A 20,843-nucleotide genomic window follows, 5' to 3' on the forward strand; every position below is an offset into this window, starting at 1 on the left:
GCTATGAATAGAAGTATGGTACGCTTTCTTCTTGCAAAACTACTCTTGATTGAAGCTGGGTTACTTTTAGTTCCTGTTGGTATTGCTCTTTACTATCGAGAATCTAATCAAGTTTTTACAGCTCTTTTCTCTACCATCGGGATTCTTGTTGTCCTAGGTCTACTCGGAATCATCAAAAAGCCTAAAAAACAACGTATCTATGCTAAAGAAGGAGTCTTAATTGTTGCCCTATGTTGGATCCTCTGGTCTTTCTTTGGCTCCCTTCCCTTTGTCTTTTCAGGTCAAATCCCCAATTTTATCGATGCCTTCTTCGAAACTAGTTCCGGCTTCACTACTACGGGAGCAACTATCTTAAATGACGTTTCTGTCTTAAGCCGTTCTCTTCTATTTTGGAGAAGTTTCACCCACCTCATCGGAGGTATGGGGGTGCTAGTTTTTGCCCTAGCTATTATGGACAATGCTAAAAACAGCCACTTAGAGGTTATGAAGGCCGAGGTCCCTGGACCAGTATTTGGTAAGGTTGTGTCTAAGCTAAAAAATACAGCACAAATCCTCTACATCCTGTATCTAGCAATGTTCGCCCTCTTTGTAGTGATTTATTATCTTGCCGGTATGCCACTCTACGATAGTTTTGTTATCGCTATGGGAACTGCTGGGACTGGTGGTTTCACGGTTTACAATGATGGAATCGCCCACTATAATAGTTCTCTCATTACCTATCTGACGAGTGTTGGGGTCTTGATGTTTGGTGTCAATTTCAACCTCTACTACTATCTCATGCTTCGTCGAGTCAAGGAATTCTTTTTCGATGAGGAGCTTCGTGCTTATCTCTTGATTGTCGTCGTTTCTACCGGCTTAATTACTCTCAATACACTCCACCTTTATAGTGGCGTTTCACAAAGTTTTGAGATGGCCTTCTTCCAAGTCTCTAATATCATCACTACAACTGGTTTCGGTTACGGCAACATTACAAATTGGCCTTTGTTTTCACAATATATTTTACTGATGCTGATGGCGATTGGTGGTTCTGCTGGATCTACTGCTGGTGGTCTCAAAGTAATGCGTGGAGTTATTCTAGCTAAAATTGCTAAAAATCAATTTTTGTCTACCATATCCCCTCACCGTGTTTTAACTCTCCATGTTAACCAAACGGTAATTGATAAGGACACCCAACACAAGATTCTCAAGTACTTTGTAGTTTACATTATGATTCTACTCAGCTTAATGTTCATTATCAGTTTAGATGCTAACAATTTAATGATTGTTACGAGTGCCGTTTTCAGTTGCTTTAACAATATCGGCCCAATTCTCGGAACAACCTCAAGTTTCTCAATTTTTAGTCCATTTTCAAAACTCCTCCTATCCTTTGCAATGATTGCAGGACGTCTTGAAATTTATCCAATCATATTACTCTTTATGAAGCGAACCTGGTCTAAGCGTTAGCAATGTTATTATCAAAAAGCACATCCTTCAAAAAATGAGGGATGTTTTTTTCTGTTGATAAGATTTTTAAAAGACAATTGAGAGTCAAAAAATAACACTTGGGAAAAAGATGATTTTTCATGAATCATTTTAGTTATAATTTTAAAAAAACGTAGGGGTTTTATATGGAAAAAATGAACAAATCAATCCAACTTCTTTTATTGATTTCCTTGGTATACTTAGGCTGCTGTAGTTGCTTAGTTTGGCCTGGTATTGCTTTAACACTCAAACAATCCTGCTTTTACTTTTTACTTCTCTTACTGTTTTTAGCAGGTATCTGTACATTTATCCACTATCTTTCAGGACATAATCATCTAAAAAGTCAACTACATAATCGTAGTCGATCCTTCTTTTTATTGTATAGCAGCATGGTTATCATTAACCTTGCTGGAGTCTGTTTTATTTTATTTGAAAGCATAAGCACTGACACTCTACTACAAAAAGAAATCGTTGACTTGTTACTCATCTCTTTCTTTTTCCTTTTCGGACTTGATATTGCTACCTTTCTGCCGTTAAACAAATGGAGAAAATTACCAACTCATAAAAAGACAGGCAGGCTAACAACTCTTATCTTTCTTAGTTTATTTTTTCTGCACAATCCTTTAACCATATTTTCTGTCAGTTTTTATATCCTTTTGGGAGTCAGCTTTCTAAACTTTTTATTTCCTAAAACCTTAAGACAAGATTTATCCTTCTATAGTCATTTAATTCGAAACATCTTACTTGTTTTATCTACGCTTATGTTCTGGTAATTAATAGAATTCCTATCCAAAGTATGCTATAATGAAATAAATTTTTTAGGAGATATATGAATGAATTTTTTTAAAGATTATCGTAAACGATTGATTTGGCTAGGAATCTTTCTTGTCGCTATGTGCCTATCACAAGTTCCTATCGTAACCTTAATGTTACTTCAAAAAACTCAACTTGGATCTATCTGGTCATCTCTAATAGTGGGGCTTGTATCTACTGTTATTGTTACACTTTTTTTATATGGTGCTCACAAAAGTAAGTTATTAAACCTAAAATCGAAACTCTTCACTATTAATGACGCCCCTCGAATCGCTCTTAGTTATGTAGCCGTTGTCGCTGGAAATATGATTGGTGCGATTTGGTTGCAACTTCTGAAGCAAACAACTACTTCGAATCAAGAGACTATCAATAGCATCATGTCAGAAAGCTCTCTAATTTCCAGCATTTTCGTGGTTGCAATAGTGGCACCTATTTGTGAGGAAGTTATCTGTCGAGGTATCATACCTACTAAACTCTTCGAAGGATACGAAAAAATTGGGTATATTTTCGGTTGGTTTATCTTCACTATAGCACATACCCCAACAAATCCACCTTCTTTCTTGATCTATGGCTGGATGTCTGCCGTCCTAACTTGGACTGCTTATCGCACCAAACGTCTAGAGATGTCTATCTTCCTCCATTTAGTAATTAATGGAATGAGCATTCTATTGCTTATCCTCCTTACATTTCTTATCAAGGTTGTTGGTATAGATGCCATTCAATAAATGAAGGTTCCACTACTAATATAATTTAAAATAAAAAGACTAGAAATCTATCTAATTTCTAGTCTTTTTTGTCTATATAAAACCGAAACACGAATTAGGTGTGAGAAGTTGAGACACGAAGTTAGTGGTAGTCTACTGGTTCGCTTTCTATCTGTTACGATAAGACGGAAAAACCCACGAATCGATACCATTCGTGGGTTTTGCCTAGTGAAGCGTTTAGGTAAACCGCCATAGCGGTTACCGTCAAATGACAGCAACTTTGTGTTGCTAGTAATTTGTAACGATTTACATCTTTTCCTCTAATTCCACATCTGGATACTTATCTGCAAACCAGCGGAGGGCAAAGTCATTTTCAAAGAGGAAGACAGGTTGGTCAAAGCGGTCTTTAGCCAAGATATTCCGGCTTGAAGACATGCGCTCATCTAAGTCTTCTGGTTTGATCCAACGAACGGTCTTTTTACCCATTGGGCTCATGACCACCTCGGCATTGTACTCATTTTCCATGCGGTGCTTGAAGACTTCAAACTGGAGTTGCCCAACTGCACCTAACATGTATTCACCTGTTTGGTAGTTGGTATAAAGCTGAATAGCTCCTTCTTGAACCAATTGCTCGATTCCCTTGTGGAAGGATTTTTGCTTCATAACGTTCTTAGCAGAAACTTTCATGAAAATTTCAGGGGTAAAGGTTGGCAGTGGTTCAAATTCAAATTTGTTTTTCCCAACTGTCAAAGTATCTCCCACCTGATAAGTACCAGTATCGTAAACTCCGATAATATCTCCTGCTACGGCATTGGTGACATTCTCACGAGTTTCTGCCATAAACTGGGTGACATTAGAAAGTTTGGCTCCTTTACCAGTACGAGGGAGATTGACACTCATTCCACGCTCAAATTCGCCCGATACGATACGGACAAAAGCGATGCGGTCACGGTGACGAGGATCCATGTTGGCTTGGATTTTAAAGACAAAACCTGAGAAGTCTTTGTCATACGGATCGACAAGTTCACCGTCTGTTTTTTTGTGTCCATGAGGTTCTGGAGCAAACTTGAGGAAGGTTTCAAGGAAGGTCTGCACCCCAAAGTTGGTGAGGGCTGAGCCAAAGAAGACTGGTGTCAAATCACCTGCAAGAATAGCTTCCTCTGAGAATTCATTCCCTGCTTCATTCAGGAGTTCGATATCTTCTTTTACTTGCTCATAGAATGGGTTGCTAGCAAAGAGCTTATCGCCATCTTCTAGACTGGCAAAGCGTTCGTCCCCTTTATAAAGTTCCAAACGTTGGTTATAAAGGTCATAAAGTCCTTCAAAGGCTTTCCCCATCCCGATCGGCCAGTTCATCGGGTAACTCGCAATTCCCAAGACTTCTTCCAATTCTTGCAAAAGGTCTAGTGGTTCACGACCATCTCGGTCCAACTTATTCATAAAGGTAAAGACTGGAATCCCACGATGTTTAACAACCTCAAATAATTTTTTGGTTTGGGCCTCGATACCCTTGGCAGAGTCCACCACCATGACGGCAGCATCCACCGCCATCAAGGTACGATAGGTATCTTCTGAGAAATCCTCGTGTCCTGGAGTGTCTAGGATATTTACGCGCTTACCATCGTAGTCAAACTGCATAACAGATGAAGTGACTGAAATCCCACGTTGTTTCTCGATATCCATCCAGTCTGACTTAGCAAAGTTTCCTGTTTTCTTCCCTTTTACAGTACCTGCCTCACGAATCTCTCCCCCAAAATAGAGCAATTGCTCAGTAATGGTTGTTTTCCCAGCGTCCGGGTGAGAGATGATGGCAAAGGTACGGCGTTTTTTAATTTCTTCTTGAATACTCATAGCTTCTCTTTCTTTCTACTTTTTTAATTATTTCAATTTATAATCACTCTTTATTACATCGGACCCTAACATTCCTTTCAACACTCCATTATATCGGATTTTAGAGAGTTTTTCAATTGCTTACACAAGAAAAAGCAGGTCAAGATACTAGACCTGCTCTTCAGATTCTTTTGTTCAATATTCATTTTGTATCGCTAGTTACAATCTCTTCAAAATTTAATTTTTTCTAGAGCAATTTTCTTTTGCCAACGTTTCTTGAACAAGATATCAAAAAGTACTAGGGCTGAAGAAAGAATGATTGAAACCAGAAGATACTTTATCCATATAGGGGCATCTGGAATAAAAGGCGTCGTATTCAAAAGCCCATAGTTTCCACCTGTCACTTGATTGACTCCAACTAGGAAAAGGTTGAGAATAAAAGTGTAGGCGATAATTCGATACTTTTTAAGTAGGTTTTTATCGTAGTGATTCATGAGATAAACCAGGGAATTGACCAAGAGGGCATAATGGCCAATCAGGAAAGAAAAGCTGGTAATATGCGGGAAATCATAGGGGTCAAAAACAGGATAGCCTAAAGCAAATACTGCGCCGCTGGCTCCCATAAGGGCAAAATACTGCTTAGTTTTCCATTTGTCAGGTAAGAAAACAACCGCGAACATGGCCAAACGGCAATGGTAAAGAGGCAGGCTGTTCGAAAATGGAATGCTAAAACCTATATACCAAGTATAAAGAGCTAGCAATTGCGCTATTTGAATCCACTTAAACAATCGAACAAATTTGGGGTTTTTGTAGTAAGTAAGAGAAGCATAAATAGACAAGGCAAGAAGGCCTATCATGACACCGTACCAAAAAATCGGAATAGGCGGTGGCGTCGTTTGGGTTCTTGTAATAAAATGATGCATAAAGTCTCCTTAAGGTAACGAATTCAGTTGTATATTAACTATTCTTATGTTTATATTTAACGAGTTGATTGATAAGGATGAGAATACCTGTCATCAAACTGGTCACTATCAAATAGTTAAGCAAACTACCATGATCCCCAATCACAGGTGGCTTGCTCATAAAGCCATAATTTCCTCCTGTCAAGAGGTTGGCAAGAAAGATAATGGCATTAACCCCAAAAGTCATCTGGCATATTTTCCATGTATCCCCTTTTTCAACTTTATAATATCTAACAAGATAAATCAAGCAGTTAGCCAAGAGGGCCCAGTGTCCGAAAACATTGTTCACAGACGAAACATGAGGGAAAGGAAAAGGATAAAAGACTGGATAAACCAAAGCCATGATAGAACCAAAAACTCCCACTAATGCAAAGTATTGTTTAAAAAAGGTCTTATTAGGGGCAAAAAGAATTATCCACATAGCCATGCGACTGTGGTAAAAAGGGAGAGCCTCAGAAAGAGGCAGGCGTGCAGCAATATACCAAGCGTTGATAATGAGCAACTGAATCAATTGTCCCCAATACCAAAAGTTTCTGTAACCTTTAGACGATGCGAAACGAATCGATAAAACAGCTATGATTACCAAAGAAGTAGGTAATAAAAAGTACCAGGCTCCCAAATGGGGAGGAACCGTTTTTTTACTGGTGAAAAGTAACTCCCAAAGCGTCATATGTCATCCTTAACGTGTTCTAGTTGAGTCAATTCTACATCCTTTTTACCAACTAAAAACGACTGTTATTCTTTCTTCTAATTTCAACCATTATATCGAAATAAAAAGTATTTTTCAATTTCTGTTTCTTTTTAGCTTGGCTTGCCTTATTTATAGGAAAATATGGTAAAATAGAACAGATAAAGAATCATCATTTCACGAAAGGATATCCGATGAAAATTACGCAAGAAGAGGTAACTCACGTTGCCAATCTTTCAAAATTAAAATTCTCAGAAGAAGAAACTGCAGAGTTTGCGAAAACACTCTCAAAAATTGTTGATATGGTCGAATTGCTCAGTGAAGTCGACACTACTGGTGTTGTACCTACTACAACGATGGCTGACCGTAAAACTGTTCTCCGACCTGATGTGGCTGAAGAAGGAACAGACCGTGACCGCTTGTTTAAAAATGTACCTGAAAAAGATAACTACTATATCAAGGTGCCAGCTATCCTAGATGATGGAGGAGATGCCTAATGACTTTTAATCATAAAACGATTGAAGAGCTGCACAACCTCCTTGTTTCTAAGGAAATTTCAGCAACAGAACTAACACAAGCAACGCTTGAAGATATCAAGGCGCGTGAAGAAGCTATCAATGCCTTTGTCACTATCGCTGAAGAGCAAGCTCTTGCTCAAGCTAAAGCTATTGACGAGGCTGGAATCGACGCTGACAATGTCCTTTCAGGAATTCCACTAGCCGTTAAGGATAATATCTCTACAGACGGCATTCTGACAACTGCAGCCTCAAAAATGCTTTATAACTACGAGCCAATCTTTGATGCGACAGCTGTTGCCAATGCAAAATCTAAGGGCATGATTGTTGTCGGAAAAACCAATATGGACGAGTTTGCCATGGGAGGTTCTGGTGAAACATCTTACTACGGTGCAACTAAAAATGCCTGGGACCACAGCAAGGTTCCTGGTGGATCATCTAGTGGTTCCGCAGCTTCTGTAGCTTCAGGACAAGTCCGTTTATCACTTGGTTCTGATACTGGTGGTTCTATCCGCCAACCTGCTGCCTTCAACGGGATTGTTGGTCTCAAACCAACCTACGGAACAGTTTCACGTTTCGGTCTGATTGCCTTTGGTAGCTCGTTAGACCAGATTGGTCCTTTTGCTCCAACTGTTAAGGAAAACGCCCTATTGCTCAATGCGATTGCCAGCGAAGATACCAAAGACTCTACTTCTGCACCTGTTCGTGTAGCAGACTTTACTTCTAAGATTGGTCAAGACATCAAGGGTATGAAGATTGCCCTTCCTAAGGAATACCTTGGTGAAGGTATTGATCCAGAAGTTAAAGAAACCATCCTCAACGCCGCTAAGCACTTTGAAAAGCTAGGTGCTATCGTTGAAGAAGTGAGCCTTCCACACTCTAAATACGGAGTTGCCGTTTACTACATCATCGCTTCATCTGAAGCTTCATCAAACTTGCAACGATTTGACGGTATCCGCTATGGTTTCCGTGCTGAAGATGCTAAGAACTTGGATGAGATCTATGTGAACACTCGTAGCCAAGGATTCGGTGACGAAGTGAAACGTCGGATCATGCTTGGTACTTTCAGTCTTTCATCAGGTTACTACGATGCCTACTACAAGAAAGCTGGTCAAGTTCGTACCCTTATTATCCAAGATTTCGAAAAAGTATTTGCAGATTACGACCTCATCCTTGGTCCAACATCTCCAAGCGTGGCCTTTGACTTGGATTCGCTCAACCACGATCCAGTTGCTATGTACTTGGCGGATCTCTTGACAATCCCAGTTAACTTGGCTGGTCTACCAGGAATTTCGATTCCTGCAGGATTTGCTCAAGGTCTACCAGTAGGTTTACAATTGATTGGTCCGAAGTATTCTGAAGAAACCATTTACCAAGTTGCTGCTGCCTTTGAAGCAACAACAGACTACCACAAACAACAACCCGTGATTTTTGGAGGTGATAACTAATGAACTTTGAAACAGTCATTGGACTTGAAGTCCACGTAGAGCTCAACACCAATTCAAAAATCTTCTCACCTACTTCTGCCCACTTTGGAAATGACCAAAATGCCAATACAAACGTGATTGACTGGTCTTTTCCAGGCGTACTGCCAGTTCTCAATAAGGGTGTAGTCGATGCTGGTATCAAGGCAGCTCTTGCCCTCAACATGGACATCCACAAGAAGATGCACTTTGACCGCAAGAACTACTTCTATCCTGATAATCCTAAAGCCTACCAAATTTCTCAGTTTGATGAGCCAATCGGTTATAATGGTTGGATTGAAGTGGAGCTAGAAGACGGAACAACTAAGAAAATCGGTATTGAGCGTGCCCACTTGGAAGAAGATGCTGGTAAAAATACTCACGGAACAGATGGTTTCTCTTATGTCGACCTTAATCGTCAAGGGGTGCCATTGATTGAGATTGTATCTGAAGCCGACATGCGTTCTCCTGAAGAAGCTTACGCTTATCTAACAGCCCTCAAGGAAGTGATCCAATATGCTGGTATTTCCGACGTTAAGATGGAAGAAGGATCTATGCGTGTAGATGCTAACATCTCTCTTCGTCCTTATGGTCAAGAGAAATTTGGTACCAAGACTGAGTTGAAAAACTTGAACTCATTCTCTAACGTCCGCAAGGGACTTGAATACGAAGTGCAACGTCAGGCTGAAATTCTTCGCTCAGGTGGTCAAATTCGACAAGAAACTCGCCGTTATGATGAAGCGAACAAAGCAACTATCCTCATGCGTGTCAAGGAAGGTGCTGCAGACTACCGCTACTTCCCAGAACCAGACCTACCACTCTTTGAAATCTCAGATGAGTGGATTGAGGAAATGCGTACTGAATTGCCAGAGTTTCCAAAAGAACGCCGTGCTCGCTACGTATCTGACCTTGGTCTATCAGACTACGATGCTAGCCAGTTGACTGCCAATAAAGTCACTTCTGATTTCTTTGAAAAAGCTGTCGCCCTCGGTGGTGATGCTAAACAAGTTTCTAACTGGCTCCAAGGTGAAGTCGCTCAGTTCTTGAACGCGGAAGGCAAGACACTAGAACAAATCCAATTGACACCAGAAAACTTGGTAGAAATGATTGCTATCATCGAAGACGGTACTATCTCATCTAAGATTGCCAAGAAAGTTTTTGTCCACCTAGCTAAAAACGGCGGTGGAGCTCGTGAATACGTGGAAAAAGCTGGTTTAGTTCAAATCTCAGATCCTGATGTTTTGATTCCAATTATTCATCAAGTCTTTGCGGATAATGAAGCTGCTGTTGCCGACTTCAAGTCAGGAAAACGAAACGCTGACAAGGCCTTCACAGGATTCCTCATGAAAGCAACCAAAGGCCAAGCCAACCCACAAGTAGCTCTTAAACTACTTGCCCAAGAATTGGCTAAGTTGAAAGAGAACGAGTAAATATACTTTCGTTAATAGCCTTTTCTACTAAAAATAGAATAAGGAGAATGAATGAACAAATTTTTACGAGTACTATTTATCTTAGTTATTGTCGCCATGTTGGGTGCTTCCATTCTACAAATCTTTCTCCCATCATATATGGGAGAGCATTCTGGTTACGGTATTTCTGCAGGATGGCAAAGAGAAATTGGAATTTGGAATCTAGCCGTTTTAATTATTATTCTTGCTGTTAATATTAAATACGATTGGTTTTACCTGAGAATTGCCCTTCTTGCCCTCATCATTGGTGGTATCGGAATAGGAACAAATCATTTGTTAAATTTTATTGAATATCATTCTCCTGTTAATGCGATTGGTGCTATCGAGAATTATTTACTCGTATGTGGTTGGATTATAGGATGGTTTATTGAAAATAAAACTATAAAACTCAAAAACTCTTTATAGACATATAATTTACCAAAAACTATTTTTGTACTCACATAGTTAGGAGACATATGAAAAAGTTATATACTCTTATCGCTACCTTCTTGCTTCTTATCTTTGTGACACCTCTTCAATCAATAGATGCGGGTGTCGGACATTCTCGAAGTGGTAGCTCTAGCCGCAGCAGCTCTCGAAGTAGTAGCAGTAGCCGAAGTCGTTCTAGTAGTAGTTCTTCTTCACGAAGCAGTTATCATTCTAACAATAGATACTCAAGTTCAGGAGGTTCTCTAGGGACCGGAATGAACATTCTTATCATGTTTGGTGTTGGGGCTTTCCTACTCTTCATGCTCATCAAATATTTGAGTGACCAAAATTCGTCATCTGGTAAATCATACGGAAACTCAACTGGATACAATGTTGAACCAATACTTCACCGTCGAGTTGAAAATAACACCTTGGCTATTAATCGTGTACACCATGGTGATCCAAACTTTGATGCGGATGCTTTCACTTCATGGGTTAGAGAAGTTTACATCCAATTACAGGCAGCCTGGACTAAAAAAGATTGGAATTTGGTGCGCTCACTTGAAAGTGCTAGCCTCTATTCTCAACACAGTGCTCAACTGGAAGACTATATCCAATCTCAAACAACGAATGTTTTGGAACGTGTTTACGTTGAAAATGTTCGAATCAAAGATTTCTACGAAAATCCAGATGGAAATGATACTTTAGTGGTTATCCTTTCATCTACTTTGAGAGACTATGTCATCGAAGATAAGACTCGTAAGGTTATCGAAGGAGATCCTCAACAAGATCTATTTACAGTTTATCAAATGAACTTCATCCGCAAACATGGTAGCCAAACTGAAAACAATGTTCAAGATGAAGCTGTTAGCGACCACTGTCCAAACTGTGGTGCTCCACTTAAAATCTCAGCTATTAGTCAATGTGATTATTGCGGAGCTGAACTCACACGTAGTCCAAATCAATGGGTTCTTGATACCTATGAAGTTGTGGATGAAGACGAACTTTATAATTAGGAGGAAATTATGGGATTTATTCGTGCTGCCCTTTCAGCTGGGCTAAATAGTTTTAATGATAGCAAATTCAAGGAAGCCGTTGTACTTCCAGACCACGTCTCTTCAGACGTCATGGCCATCAAGGGACAATTGCTTACAAAAGATCCTGACGGTGGTTCAAGACAAAGCAACCAAAATACTGGTCTTTTAACAGACGGTTCTGTTGTTATTGTCCCTCAAGGATATGTTGCTGTTCTTGTCAATAACGGTACCTTCCTAGGGGATGTACTTGAAGCCGGAAGCCATGAATGGCGTGCAGGTGATAACGCTTGGCTCCTTGAAAAAGGTGGAATCAAGGGTACTTGGGAAAACTTCAAAAACCGCTTCTCTTTTGGTGGACAAGTTATTACTCGACAAGAAATCATCTTTATCCGTATGCAACCAATTGCAGGGAATAAATTTGGTACCCAAAATGCTGTAGAGTATTTCAGTGAACGTTACCAACAATTGCTCAACATTCGTTTCTACGGCTTGTTTGATATTAAGGTTGCGGATCCAGTTCTTTTCTATGTTAGCTCTATTAGTCAACAAATTGAAGATCATAAACCATTTACAATCCAAGATATTGCTCAAGGAACACTTCGACAAAATATCTCTCCAAAAATCGCAATTGCTATCGCTAAGTATACCAATGAAAACGGAGTTGATATCTATAGCCTAAATGCTAACCAAGATACTTTTAATGAAGTAGCTAAACAAGAAGTTAACAAGGTTTGGACAGGACTTTATGGTATCGAAGCAACCAATATCTTGCTTGAAGATCTCAGTTACGACCAAGAAAGTCTAGAAATTGTTCGTAAACTTGATAGCGAACTCGTTGCTATGAAATACAATACCATCGAAATTGAAGAACGTCGTGCTCGTAACGAAGCCCTTATTGCTGCAGCTAACAATGAAGGTAATGGCAATGGTATGAATATGTTTATGGGAATGAATCTCGGTCAAACTCTCGGTGGACAACTCAGCCAACAAGCTCAAAATCAGGCTCCTGTCCAAAATAATGGACAAGCTCCAACTCAAAATACTGGACAAACTGCAAGCAAGAACTTCTACATTGAAGTCGATGGCAAGTACGTATTAGTAACTAAAGATGAAGAAGGAAACATCGTTCCTGTCAACTAATCTCACTTCCCTGATATTTGAGAAATCTCACGACTTATGATACAATAAAGAGTAAATTATTTTATTAAAGAGGTAAAAACATGATTGAAGCAAGTAAATTAAAGGCTGGTATGACCTTTGAAACAGCTGACGGAAAATTGATCCGCGTTTTGGAAGCTAGCCACCACAAACCAGGTAAAGGAAACACTATCATGCGTATGAAACTGCGTGATGTCCGTACTGGTTCAACATTTGAAACTAGCTACCGTCCAGAGGAAAAATTTGAACAAGCGATTATCGAAACTGTACCAGCACAATACTTGTACAAAATGGATGATACAGCTTATTTCATGAACACTGAAACTTACGACCAATACGAAATTCCTGTTGTAAATGTTGAAAACGAATTGCTTTACATCCTTGAAAATTCTGAAGTTAAAATTCAATTTTACGGAACTGAAGTAATCGGTGTAACAGTACCTACAACTGTTGAATTGACAGTTGCTGAAACTCAACCATCTATTAAAGGTGCTACTGTTACCGGTTCTGGTAAACCAGCTACAATGGAAACTGGACTTGTCGTTAACGTTCCAGACTTCATCGAAGCAGGACAAAAACTCGTTATCAACACTGCAGAAGGAACTTACGTTTCTCGTGCCTAATCTCTAGAAAGAGGTCATTCTATGGGAATTGAAGAACAATTAGGCGAAATCGTTATCGCCCCACGTGTACTTGAAAAAATCATTGCTATCGCTACAGCTAAAGTTGATGGTGTCCACTCTTTTTCAAACAAATCAGTATCTGACACCCTTTCAAAACTTTCACTCGGTCGCGGCGTCTATCTAAAAGAATCCGAAGAAGAGCTAACAGCTGACATCTATCTCTATCTCGAGTATGGTGTCAAAGTACCTAAAGTTGCAATGGCTATTCAAAAAGCTGTAAAAGATGCCGTTCGTAATATGGCTGACATCGAACTCTCAGCTGTAAACATTCACGTTGCTGGTATTGCACCAGATAAAACACCGAAACCAGCATTGACAGATTTGTTTGATGAGGACTTCCTCAATGACTAGTCCATTATTAGAATCCAGACGCGAACTAAGAAAATGTGCCTTCCAAGCACTGATGAGTCTTGAATATGGTTCTGATATTGAAACTGCTTGTCGCTTCGCTTATACTCATGATCGAGAAGACGACGAGGTAAAACTCCCTAGTTTCCTAATCGATCTTGTATCTGGTGTTCAAGCTCAAAAAGAGGAACTAGATAAACAAATCACTCAGCATTTAAAGGCTGGTTGGACGATTGACCGTCTAACCTTAGTAGAAAAGAATCTATTGCGTTTAGGAGTCTTCGAAATTACTTCTTTTGATACTCCTCAACTCGTAGCTGTGAATGAAGCTATTGAGCTTGCAAAAAGCTTTTCGGATCAAAAATCAGCTCGTTTCATTAACGGACTGCTCAGTCAATTTGTAACTGAAGAAAATTAAATAAAAAAAAGTGTTTGACAGATATCAAACACTTTTTTATTTGTCTCCTCAAATTCTATCTAAAAAAACGATTATAGATTAAATTAGAAAGAAATAACCAGATGAAGTCTGCATGGATGAGAAAATTTATAAAACTATGGCACAGGATGGTGATTTTTAAATTCTTTGTCCAACGGTAAACTAAAGCAAAGAAAAGACCGAAAAAACAATAAATCATCAAACTGATGGGGTCGCGATGGGACAATACCAAATGACTGAGCCCAAATATAAGAGCTGATAAGATGACATCCAAGTAGTATTTGGACTTAGGGAAAAAGGTATTCATAAAATAGCCTCTATGAACAATCTCCTCCAATATAGGCCCCAAAATGACAACTGAGATAAAAGAGAAGCAAGTCGTTAAAATAGTAGATTGCTCACTGAAGGATAGGACCGAAAGAAGGTCTTCAAAGATATAGTTGTTATTAATGAAGCGACTAAACTGTAAGTAAAAAGCACTTAACAACTGACGGACAAAATAAGCAGCCACTAAACTAACTAAAAGGTAAAAGAATCTGGATTTCTTCGAGCCCTTTTTTTCAAAAATATAGAGCATTCTTTTCTTTTTAAGCCAATAAATAACTAGACCTAAAAGAATTAGTTGCTCTACTGCTACAATAATAGAATAGCCATCCATACCCCAGACAAACATCTTAGCCAGATAAAGACTACTGAAATCTAGTAGATAAATTGATAAAAATACCAGTAATGTATAGATTCCCAAATGACCTAGTTTTTTCATACTCACTCCAAAAAATCTTTGTTGACTTATTTTTATAGCATAAATATCTTTTATTATATTAACAGCTATTTTTAAAAAAGTCAATTTTTTATCCTGAAATGTATTTTATAGAATCCAAAAAGCTAGAACTATTTCTCAGTTCTAGCTTACTTTTTAGTATTTTCTAAAGCGTTGGTAACGTTCCTCAATGAGCTGATCTAGTGGCAGTTTACCAAGTTCATCAAGTTCTGCTCGGAGTTGTTCTTTGACTTGCTTGATCAAATCTTTACTTGATAGACCTACCTCAGAGATAACCTTATCAACAATTTTCATATTTAGCAATTCGAAAGAAGTAATTTTCATCAACTCTGCAGCTTCCATGGCACGACTGCCATCCTTCCAAAGAATAGACGCAAAGCCTTCAGGACTGAGAACTGCATAGATCGAGTTTTCTAACATCCAAACACGGTCAGCTACTGCAAGAGCTAAAGCCCCTCCTGAGCCACCTTCACCGATAATAATGGCAATAATTGGCACCTTAAGATCGCTCATCTCCATAAGGTTACGGGCAATAGCTTCACCTTGACCACGCTCCTCTGCTCCGACACCAGGATAGGCACCAGCAGTGTTGATAAAGGTTACAACAGGACGACCAAATTTTTCAGCCTGCTTCATCAAGCGAAGGGCTTTTCGATAACCTTCAGGATGAGGTTGTCCAAAGTTGCGGTTAAGATTATCCTGTAAGCTTTTACCTTTTTGAATTCCAACAACAGTTACTGCTTGGTCTCCCAACCAACCGATACCACCAATAACAGCACCATCATCTCGGAAAGAGCGATCACCATGTAGCTCTACAAAGTCATCAAATATTCCTGTTGCGAAGTCCAAGGCAGTTAAGCGGGTTTGTTCACGTGCTTCTCTGACGATTTTTGCAATATTCATCAACAATCCCCCTTATGTAACCTTACTAATCGAGCAATCATATCTGGCAATTCTCTCCGTTTAACAATCGCATCCACAAATCCATGTTCTAACAAAAACTCTGCCTTCTGGAAATCCTCTGGCAAATCTTCCCTTACGGTATTTTCAATGACACGACGTCCAGCAAATCCTACTAAACTTTGAGGCTCTGCCAAGATGATATCACCCTCCATAGCAAAGGAAGCTGTAACACCTCCAGTTGTTGGATCCGTTAGGATAGTCAGATAAAAGAGACCTGCATTGGAATGACGTTTGACTGCTGCAGAGATTTTAGCCATCTGCATCAAACTCATAATCCCTTCTTGCATACGTGCTCCACCAGATGCTGTAAACAATACAACTGGTAATTTTTCAACTGTTGCATATTCAAACAATCGAGTGATTTTCTCACCAACGACTGTTCCCATAGACGCCATGATAAAGTTGGAATCCATGATTCCGAGGGCTACCTTTTCCCCCTTGATCAAAGCAGTTCCTGTAACAACAGCCTCATCAAGACCTGTTTTTTCACGCATAGAAGCTAATTTTTTCTGGTAACCTGGAAATTCCAATGGATCCTGCGTCTCAATTCCTGTAAACATCTCTATGAAGCTTCCCATATCGATGGTCAAAGCAAGACGCTCTTGAGCTGAGATACGGAAGGTATAGCCACAGTGAGGACAAATACGCTCACTTCCTAAATCTTTTTGGTAAATGGTGTGTTTACAACCTGGACATTTTGAGAAGAGTTCGTCTGGAACCTCAGGTTTAGCTTGGGGCTTTTCTCTAAGTGAACGATTGGGATTAATTCGTATATATTTATCTTTTTTACTAAATAGAGCCATACATCCCCCTTTTCAGTCTCATACTCTTTTTACATTATTCTTTCTCTTGATAGTGTGGTAAGAAAGTTTCCATCAAGAATGAGGTGTCGTAGTCTCCTGCAATCACGCGACGATCTGAAATCAAATCGAGCTGAAAATCAGCATTGGTGACAACCCCTTCAATTTCGAGTTCATAAAGAGCTCGTTGCATTTTCATGAGTGCATCAAAACGATTTTCCCCATGAACAATAATTTTAGCAATCATACTATCATAGTATGGCGGAATGGTATAACCAGGATAGACTGCTGAATCCACACGCAAGCCCACACCACCACTTGGTAGATAAAGATTGGTAATCTTACCTGGACTTGGTGCAAAATTAAAGGCTGGGTTTTCTGCATTGATACGGCACTCAATGGCATGTCCTTTTAGAACAATGTCTTCTTGTTTCAAAGTCAATGGTTGACCTGCTGCGATACGGATTTGTTCCTTAACAATATCTACACCTGAAACAAATTCGGTTACCGGGTGTTCTACTTGGACACGCGTATTCATCTCCATAAAGTAGAATTTGCCAGTTGCTTCATCTAGTAGGAATTCAATGGTACCAGCATTCTCATAACCAACCGACTCCGCTGCACGGACTGCTGCAGCACCAATTTCATTACGCAGTGTTTTCCCGATAGCAATCGAAGGACTTTCTTCTAAAACTTTTTGGTTATTCCGTTGAAGCGAACAGTCACGCTCACCTAGGTGAATAACATGTCCCATCTGGTCAGCAAGAATCTGTACCTCAATGTGGCGAGCAGGATAAATCACACGCTCAAGATACATAGCCCCATTACCAAAGTTGGCTTTGGCTTCACTAGAAGCTGTTTCAAAGGCTGACACAAGATCCTCTGCCTTTTCAACCTTACGAATCCCTTTACCACCACCTCCAGCTGAAGCTTTCAGCATAACTGGATAACCAATTTTTTCGGCAATAGCCAGGGCCTCTTCTGCAGTATGGACTTCTCCATCTGATCCTGGAATGACAGGCACGTTCGCCTTAATCATTTGAGCACGGGCGTTAATTTTATCTCCCATGACATCCATGACACCAGCTGATGGTCCGATAAATTTAATACCAACTTCTTCACACATGGTTGCAAACTTGGAATTTTCACTTAAGAAACCAAATCCAGGGTGAATAGCTTCAGCTTCAGTCAAGACTGCAGCTGAAAGGATGGCATTGATGTTCAGATAAGATTCTGTAGCCTTCCCAGGGCCGATACAGATAGCCTCATCAGCCAAAAGCGTGTGGAGAGCTTCCTTGTCAGCAGTCGAATAGACAGCGACTGTTGCGATTCCTAACTCTCGTGCCGCACGAATAATACGAACAGCAATTTCACCACGATTGGCAATTAAAATCTTACGAAACATGGAAAACCTCCCTAGTTTCCAATAGCAAAGGTTAGAGTACCGCTTGCTGCAAGCTTACCATCTACTTCTGCCTTCGCTTCTACTACGGCGATTGTGCCACGACGTTTGACAAAAGTTGCTGTCATGACAAGCTGATCACCAGGAACAACTTGTTTCTTAAACTTAACCTTATCCATACCAGCATAGAAGACAAGCTTCCCTTTGTTTTCTGGTTTAGACAATTCCAAAACACCTGCTGTCTGAGCCAAAGCTTCCATGATCAAGACACCTGGCATTACAGGGTAGGCTGGAAAGTGTCCGTTGAAGGAAGGTTCGTTAATCGTTACATTTTTAATAGCAACGATTGTATCTTCACTGACTTCCAAAACACGATCCACTAAGAGCATGGGATAGCGGTGGGGCAAAGCTTCTTTAATTCCTTGAATATCAATCATTTGATACGTACCAAGCCTTTCCCGAACTCAACCATTTCTTCATTAGCAACAAGAATTTCTGTTACGACACCGTCTTTAGGTGCTGGAATTTCGTTCATAACCTTCATAGCTTCGATGATGACCAAGGTTTGACCTTTTTTAACAGTATCGCCGACTGAAACAAAATTAGGTTTGTCTGGTCCGGCAGCCAAGTATGCAACTCCAACAAGCGGACTTTCTACAAGGTCTCCTTCAGCTACAGATTCAGTAGTGTTTGATTCTGGAACAGTTTCTACAGCCGGTGCTGTAGTTGGAGCTTGTGGTGCAACTGTAGGCGCAGCTGCTGAAACCACTGGTTGAGGTGCTGGACTTGTTTCTGTAACAAGTTTTGCTTCATTCTTGCTGAAGAGCAACTCATCCGTTCCATTTTTATAAGAAAATTCTTTCAAGCTTGACTGGTCAAATTGTGCCATCAAGTCTTTGATTTCATTTAAATTCATTTTTACTTATTCTCCCAACGTTTGAAAGCAAGAACTGCATTATGCCCACCAAATCCAAAAGTATTTGAGATAGCATAAGGAATTTCACGTTCCAAGCCTTGCCCATAAATAACATTTGCTTCAATGTAGTCTGATAATTCTGTTGTTCCAGCTGTCATTGGAACATAGTTGTTACGAATTGCTTCAATTGTTGCAATGGCTTCAACTGCACCTGCTGCACCGAGCAAGTGTCCTGTAAATGACTTGGTTGAAGATACAGGTACTTCCTTACCAAGAACTGCTACAATTGCTCCACTTTCTCCTTTTTCATTAGCTGGAGTTGATGTACCGTGAGCATTGACATAGGCTACTTGGTCTGGTGTGATTTCAGCTTCCTCCAAGGCAAGTTTGATAGCTTTAATAGCACCTTGTCCTTCTGGATGTGGTGAAGTCATATGGTAGGCATCACAAGTATTTCCATAACCAACAACTTCGGCAAGGATAGTTGCTCCACGTTTTTCTGCGTGCTCTAAGCTTTCAAGAACCAACATACCTGATCCTTCACCCATGACAAATCCATTACGGTCTTTGTCAAATGGAATAGAAGCACGAGTTGGATCCTCTGTTGTTGAAAGAGCTGTTAAGGCTTGGAAACCTGCAATCGCAAATGGAGTAATAGATGATTCTGAACCACCAACCAACATGATATCTTGGAAACCAAACTTGATAGAACGAAAGGCATCTCCGATAGCATCATTTGATGAAGCACAAGCTGTGTTGATAGATTTACAGATACCATTGGCACCAAAGCGCATAGCAACATTTCCTGCTGCCATATTTGGCAAGGCTTTTGGAAGTGTCAATGGTTTTACACGTTTTGGACCTTTTTCGTGAAGTCGAAGAACTTGGTCTTCGATTTCTCTGATTCCACCAATACCTGATGCAACAATAACACCAAAGCGGTCTTTATCAAGTGCTTCTACATCAAGATTTGCATTGTTTACTGCTTCTTGAGCTGCATACAAGGCATACAAAGAATAGTCGTCGAAACGATTGGTATCTTTTTTTACAAAATATTTGTCAAAAGGAAAATCATTAATCTCTGCTGCATTATGGACGTCAAAAGCACTGTGATCAAACTTGGTGATTTCACCAATCCCAATCTTTCCATTCTTTAAACTGTTCCAAAATTCTTCTGGCGTATTCCCAATTGGAGATGTTAATCCATAACCTGTTACTACTACACGATTTAGTTTCATTTTCATACCTCTATTTTAACTCTTATTGCATGGTAAGTCCACCATCAATTGCAATGACCTGTCCCGTTAGATAATCTTGGCTTGCAAGAAAGGCTGTGACCTCTGCCACCTGCTCAGCTTGGCCAAATTGTTTCATCGGAATTTGTGCCAACATGGCATCTTTTACCTTATCAGATAGAACTGCAGTCATATCAGATTCGATCATTCCTGGTGCAATGGCATTGACACGCACATTACGATTGGCTACCTCACGTGCTACTGATTTCGTAAATCCAATTAGACCAGCCTTAGATGCAGCGTAGTTTGCTTGACCGATATTTCCCATCAAACCAACGACACTAGACATATTGATAATGGCCCCTTCACGTGCTTTTATCATCTGCTTCAAGACTGCTTGCGTCATGTTGAAGGCTCCCGTTAGGTTGACTTTCAAGACCTTCTCAAAATCTTCTTCTGTCATCTTCAGCATGAGGGTGTCTTGAGTAATCCCAGCGTTATTCACTAGGACGTCAACTGAGCCTAGCACTTCAATCGCTTGGTCTACCATGCGTTTTGCATCCGTAAAGTCAGAAACATCACCAGAAATAGCAAGGACCTTCACCCCGTAAGGTTTAAATTCGTCTAGAAGCTCCTCGGAGATTTCACCACGACTATTCAAGACAACGTTGGCTCCCAAGCTAGCAAATTTGTGAGCAATGGCGAGACCAATTCCTCGACTTGAGCCTGTAATAAAGACATTTTTCTGTTCTAGTTTCATTTTTCTCCTTT

General features: G+C 40.0%; 22 protein-coding genes. 11 read left to right on the forward strand and 11 right to left on the reverse strand.

The annotated features are described in order from the left end of the window. Positions 1-3 precede the first annotated feature (3 nt). Both TZ94_RS04085 and TZ94_RS04090 read left to right on the forward strand, forming a co-directional pair. Positions 4-1,443 (forward strand): TrkH family potassium uptake protein, encoded by a 1,440-nt coding sequence (locus TZ94_RS04085; protein WP_045614419.1) that lies wholly within the window; start codon positions 4-6, stop codon positions 1,441-1,443. An 851-nt stretch (positions 1,444-2,294) separates the two neighbouring features. After that, the gene (locus TZ94_RS04090; protein WP_045614428.1) at positions 2,295-2,999 is read left to right on the forward strand and encodes a CPBP family intramembrane glutamic endopeptidase; all 705 of its coding nucleotides are present in this window, start codon (positions 2,295-2,297) and stop codon (positions 2,997-2,999) included. 285 nt (positions 3,000-3,284) lie between these two features. On the opposite strand, the gene TZ94_RS04095 is transcribed toward TZ94_RS04090, so the two are convergent. The 3 genes from TZ94_RS04095 to TZ94_RS04105 all read right to left on the reverse strand — a co-directional run bounded on the left by TZ94_RS04095 (position 3,285) and on the right by TZ94_RS04105 (position 6,440). Further along, on the reverse strand, positions 3,285-4,829 hold the full coding sequence (locus TZ94_RS04095; protein ID WP_045614429.1) for a peptide chain release factor 3: 1,545 nt from the start codon (positions 4,827-4,829) through the stop codon (positions 3,285-3,287). A 209-nt stretch (positions 4,830-5,038) separates the two neighbouring features. Then, positions 5,039-5,731, reverse strand: a complete 693-nt coding sequence (locus tag TZ94_RS04100) for a TIGR02206 family membrane protein (RefSeq protein WP_045614432.1) — start codon at positions 5,729-5,731, stop codon at positions 5,039-5,041. A gap of 34 nt (positions 5,732-5,765) precedes the next feature. Continuing rightward, the gene (locus tag TZ94_RS04105) at positions 5,766-6,440 is read right to left on the reverse strand and encodes a TIGR02206 family membrane protein (RefSeq protein WP_006151751.1); all 675 of its coding nucleotides are present in this window, start codon (positions 6,438-6,440) and stop codon (positions 5,766-5,768) included. A 212-nt stretch (positions 6,441-6,652) separates the two neighbouring features. Here TZ94_RS04105 and gatC point away from each other — a divergent pair, with 212 nt between their 5' ends. The 9 genes from gatC to nusB all read left to right on the forward strand — a co-directional run bounded on the left by gatC (position 6,653) and on the right by nusB (position 13,957). Then, positions 6,653-6,955, forward strand: a complete 303-nt coding sequence (gene gatC, locus TZ94_RS04110; RefSeq protein WP_045614435.1) for an Asp-tRNA(Asn)/Glu-tRNA(Gln) amidotransferase subunit GatC — start codon at positions 6,653-6,655, stop codon at positions 6,953-6,955. After that, positions 6,955-8,421 (forward strand): Asp-tRNA(Asn)/Glu-tRNA(Gln) amidotransferase subunit GatA, encoded by a 1,467-nt coding sequence (gene gatA / locus TZ94_RS04115; RefSeq protein WP_045614436.1) that lies wholly within the window; start codon positions 6,955-6,957, stop codon positions 8,419-8,421. Before gatC ends, gatA begins: the two co-directional genes overlap by 1 nt. Then, positions 8,421-9,866, forward strand: coding sequence for an Asp-tRNA(Asn)/Glu-tRNA(Gln) amidotransferase subunit GatB (gatB, locus tag TZ94_RS04120; protein WP_045614437.1), 1,446 nt, complete (start codon positions 8,421-8,423; stop codon positions 9,864-9,866). Before gatA ends, gatB begins: the two co-directional genes overlap by 1 nt. 51 nt (positions 9,867-9,917) lie before the next feature. Further along, on the forward strand, positions 9,918-10,310 hold the full coding sequence (locus TZ94_RS04125; protein ID WP_045614438.1) for a hypothetical protein: 393 nt from the start codon (positions 9,918-9,920) through the stop codon (positions 10,308-10,310). Between the two features lie 50 nt (positions 10,311-10,360). Next, positions 10,361-11,329, forward strand: a complete 969-nt coding sequence (locus TZ94_RS04130) for a zinc-ribbon domain-containing transport protein (RefSeq protein WP_045614439.1) — start codon at positions 10,361-10,363, stop codon at positions 11,327-11,329. 9 nt (positions 11,330-11,338) lie between these two features. Further along, positions 11,339-12,490, forward strand: a complete 1,152-nt coding sequence (locus TZ94_RS04135; RefSeq protein WP_045614442.1) for an SPFH domain-containing protein — start codon at positions 11,339-11,341, stop codon at positions 12,488-12,490. A gap of 80 nt (positions 12,491-12,570) precedes the next feature. Continuing rightward, positions 12,571-13,131: an elongation factor P gene (efp, locus tag TZ94_RS04140; RefSeq protein WP_004251910.1), complete on the forward strand. Its 561-nt coding sequence runs from the start codon at positions 12,571-12,573 to the stop codon at positions 13,129-13,131. A gap of 21 nt (positions 13,132-13,152) precedes the next feature. Further along, a complete protein-coding gene (locus tag TZ94_RS04145; RefSeq protein WP_016466754.1) occupies positions 13,153-13,542 on the forward strand; it encodes an Asp23/Gls24 family envelope stress response protein in 390 nt (129 codons plus the stop codon). Further along, entirely contained in the window at positions 13,535-13,957 is a 423-nt protein-coding gene (nusB, locus tag TZ94_RS04150; protein ID WP_006150319.1) for a transcription antitermination factor NusB, read from the forward strand. Before TZ94_RS04145 ends, nusB begins: the two co-directional genes overlap by 8 nt. A gap of 55 nt (positions 13,958-14,012) precedes the next feature. Here nusB and TZ94_RS04155 read toward each other — a convergent pair whose 3' ends face one another. The 8 genes from TZ94_RS04155 to fabG form a co-directional block, all read right to left on the reverse strand. Further along, entirely contained in the window at positions 14,013-14,738 is a 726-nt protein-coding gene (locus TZ94_RS04155; protein WP_045614448.1) for a CPBP family intramembrane glutamic endopeptidase, read from the reverse strand. Positions 14,739-14,891: 153 nt separating this feature from the next. Next, on the reverse strand, positions 14,892-15,659 hold the full coding sequence (locus tag TZ94_RS04160; protein ID WP_045614451.1) for an acetyl-CoA carboxylase carboxyl transferase subunit alpha: 768 nt from the start codon (positions 15,657-15,659) through the stop codon (positions 14,892-14,894). Next, entirely contained in the window at positions 15,659-16,522 is an 864-nt protein-coding gene (accD, locus tag TZ94_RS04165) for an acetyl-CoA carboxylase, carboxyltransferase subunit beta (protein WP_045614453.1), read from the reverse strand. The genes TZ94_RS04160 and accD overlap by 1 nt, the downstream gene beginning before the upstream one ends. A 34-nt stretch (positions 16,523-16,556) precedes the next feature. Further along, positions 16,557-17,924: an acetyl-CoA carboxylase biotin carboxylase subunit gene (accC, locus tag TZ94_RS04170; protein WP_045614456.1), complete on the reverse strand. Its 1,368-nt coding sequence runs from the start codon at positions 17,922-17,924 to the stop codon at positions 16,557-16,559. 11 nt (positions 17,925-17,935) lie between these two features. Next, on the reverse strand, positions 17,936-18,358 hold the full coding sequence (fabZ, locus tag TZ94_RS04175; protein ID WP_045614458.1) for a 3-hydroxyacyl-ACP dehydratase FabZ: 423 nt from the start codon (positions 18,356-18,358) through the stop codon (positions 17,936-17,938). After that, positions 18,355-18,837, reverse strand: coding sequence for an acetyl-CoA carboxylase biotin carboxyl carrier protein (accB, locus tag TZ94_RS04180; RefSeq protein WP_045614461.1), 483 nt, complete (start codon positions 18,835-18,837; stop codon positions 18,355-18,357). Before accB ends, fabZ begins: the two co-directional genes overlap by 4 nt. A gap of 2 nt (positions 18,838-18,839) precedes the next feature. Then, positions 18,840-20,075, reverse strand: a complete 1,236-nt coding sequence (fabF, locus tag TZ94_RS04185) for a beta-ketoacyl-ACP synthase II (protein WP_045614462.1) — start codon at positions 20,073-20,075, stop codon at positions 18,840-18,842. 22 nt (positions 20,076-20,097) lie between these two features. Next, on the reverse strand, positions 20,098-20,832 hold the full coding sequence (gene fabG, locus TZ94_RS04190; protein WP_045614464.1) for a 3-oxoacyl-[acyl-carrier-protein] reductase: 735 nt from the start codon (positions 20,830-20,832) through the stop codon (positions 20,098-20,100). Positions 20,833-20,843: the final 11 nt, after the last annotated feature.

This window comes from Streptococcus infantis (genome assembly GCF_000960085.1).
GTDB lineage: Bacteria > Bacillota > Bacilli > Lactobacillales > Streptococcaceae > Streptococcus > Streptococcus infantis_C.

Bases quoted from the DNA above. Each gene is read 5' to 3' on its own strand.
- TZ94_RS04130 (WP_045614439.1), top strand. From the start codon at position 10,361: ATGAAAAAGTTATATACTCTTATCGCTACCTTCTTGCTTCTTATCTTT.
- accC (WP_045614456.1), bottom strand. From the start codon at position 17,924: ATGTTTCGTAAGATTTTAATTGCCAATCGTGGTGAAATTGCTGTTCGT.
- nusB (WP_006150319.1), top strand. From the start codon at position 13,535: ATGACTAGTCCATTATTAGAATCCAGACGCGAACTAAGAAAATGTGCC.
- fabF (WP_045614462.1), bottom strand. From the start codon at position 20,075: ATGAAACTAAATCGTGTAGTAGTAACAGGTTATGGATTAACATCTCCA.
- fabZ (WP_045614458.1), bottom strand. From the start codon at position 18,358: ATGATTGATATTCAAGGAATTAAAGAAGCTTTGCCCCACCGCTATCCC.
- gatC (WP_045614435.1), top strand. From the start codon at position 6,653: ATGAAAATTACGCAAGAAGAGGTAACTCACGTTGCCAATCTTTCAAAA.
- gatB (WP_045614437.1), top strand. From the start codon at position 8,421: ATGAACTTTGAAACAGTCATTGGACTTGAAGTCCACGTAGAGCTCAAC.
- TZ94_RS04095 (WP_045614429.1), bottom strand. From the start codon at position 4,829: ATGAGTATTCAAGAAGAAATTAAAAAACGCCGTACCTTTGCCATCATC.
- gatA (WP_045614436.1), top strand. From the start codon at position 6,955: ATGACTTTTAATCATAAAACGATTGAAGAGCTGCACAACCTCCTTGTT.
- efp (WP_004251910.1), top strand. From the start codon at position 12,571: ATGATTGAAGCAAGTAAATTAAAGGCTGGTATGACCTTTGAAACAGCT.
- TZ94_RS04135 (WP_045614442.1), top strand. From the start codon at position 11,339: ATGGGATTTATTCGTGCTGCCCTTTCAGCTGGGCTAAATAGTTTTAAT.
- TZ94_RS04160 (WP_045614451.1), bottom strand. From the start codon at position 15,659: ATGAATATTGCAAAAATCGTCAGAGAAGCACGTGAACAAACCCGCTTA.
- TZ94_RS04105 (WP_006151751.1), bottom strand. From the start codon at position 6,440: ATGACGCTTTGGGAGTTACTTTTCACCAGTAAAAAAACGGTTCCTCCC.
- TZ94_RS04125 (WP_045614438.1), top strand. From the start codon at position 9,918: ATGAACAAATTTTTACGAGTACTATTTATCTTAGTTATTGTCGCCATG.
- accD (WP_045614453.1), bottom strand. From the start codon at position 16,522: ATGGCTCTATTTAGTAAAAAAGATAAATATATACGAATTAATCCCAAT.
- TZ94_RS04085 (WP_045614419.1), top strand. From the start codon at position 4: ATGAATAGAAGTATGGTACGCTTTCTTCTTGCAAAACTACTCTTGATT.
- fabG (WP_045614464.1), bottom strand. From the start codon at position 20,832: ATGAAACTAGAACAGAAAAATGTCTTTATTACAGGCTCAAGTCGAGGA.
- accB (WP_045614461.1), bottom strand. From the start codon at position 18,837: ATGAATTTAAATGAAATCAAAGACTTGATGGCACAATTTGACCAGTCA.
- TZ94_RS04155 (WP_045614448.1), bottom strand. From the start codon at position 14,738: ATGAAAAAACTAGGTCATTTGGGAATCTATACATTACTGGTATTTTTA.
- TZ94_RS04100 (WP_045614432.1), bottom strand. From the start codon at position 5,731: ATGCATCATTTTATTACAAGAACCCAAACGACGCCACCGCCTATTCCG.
- TZ94_RS04145 (WP_016466754.1), top strand. From the start codon at position 13,153: ATGGGAATTGAAGAACAATTAGGCGAAATCGTTATCGCCCCACGTGTA.
- TZ94_RS04090 (WP_045614428.1), top strand. From the start codon at position 2,295: ATGAATTTTTTTAAAGATTATCGTAAACGATTGATTTGGCTAGGAATC.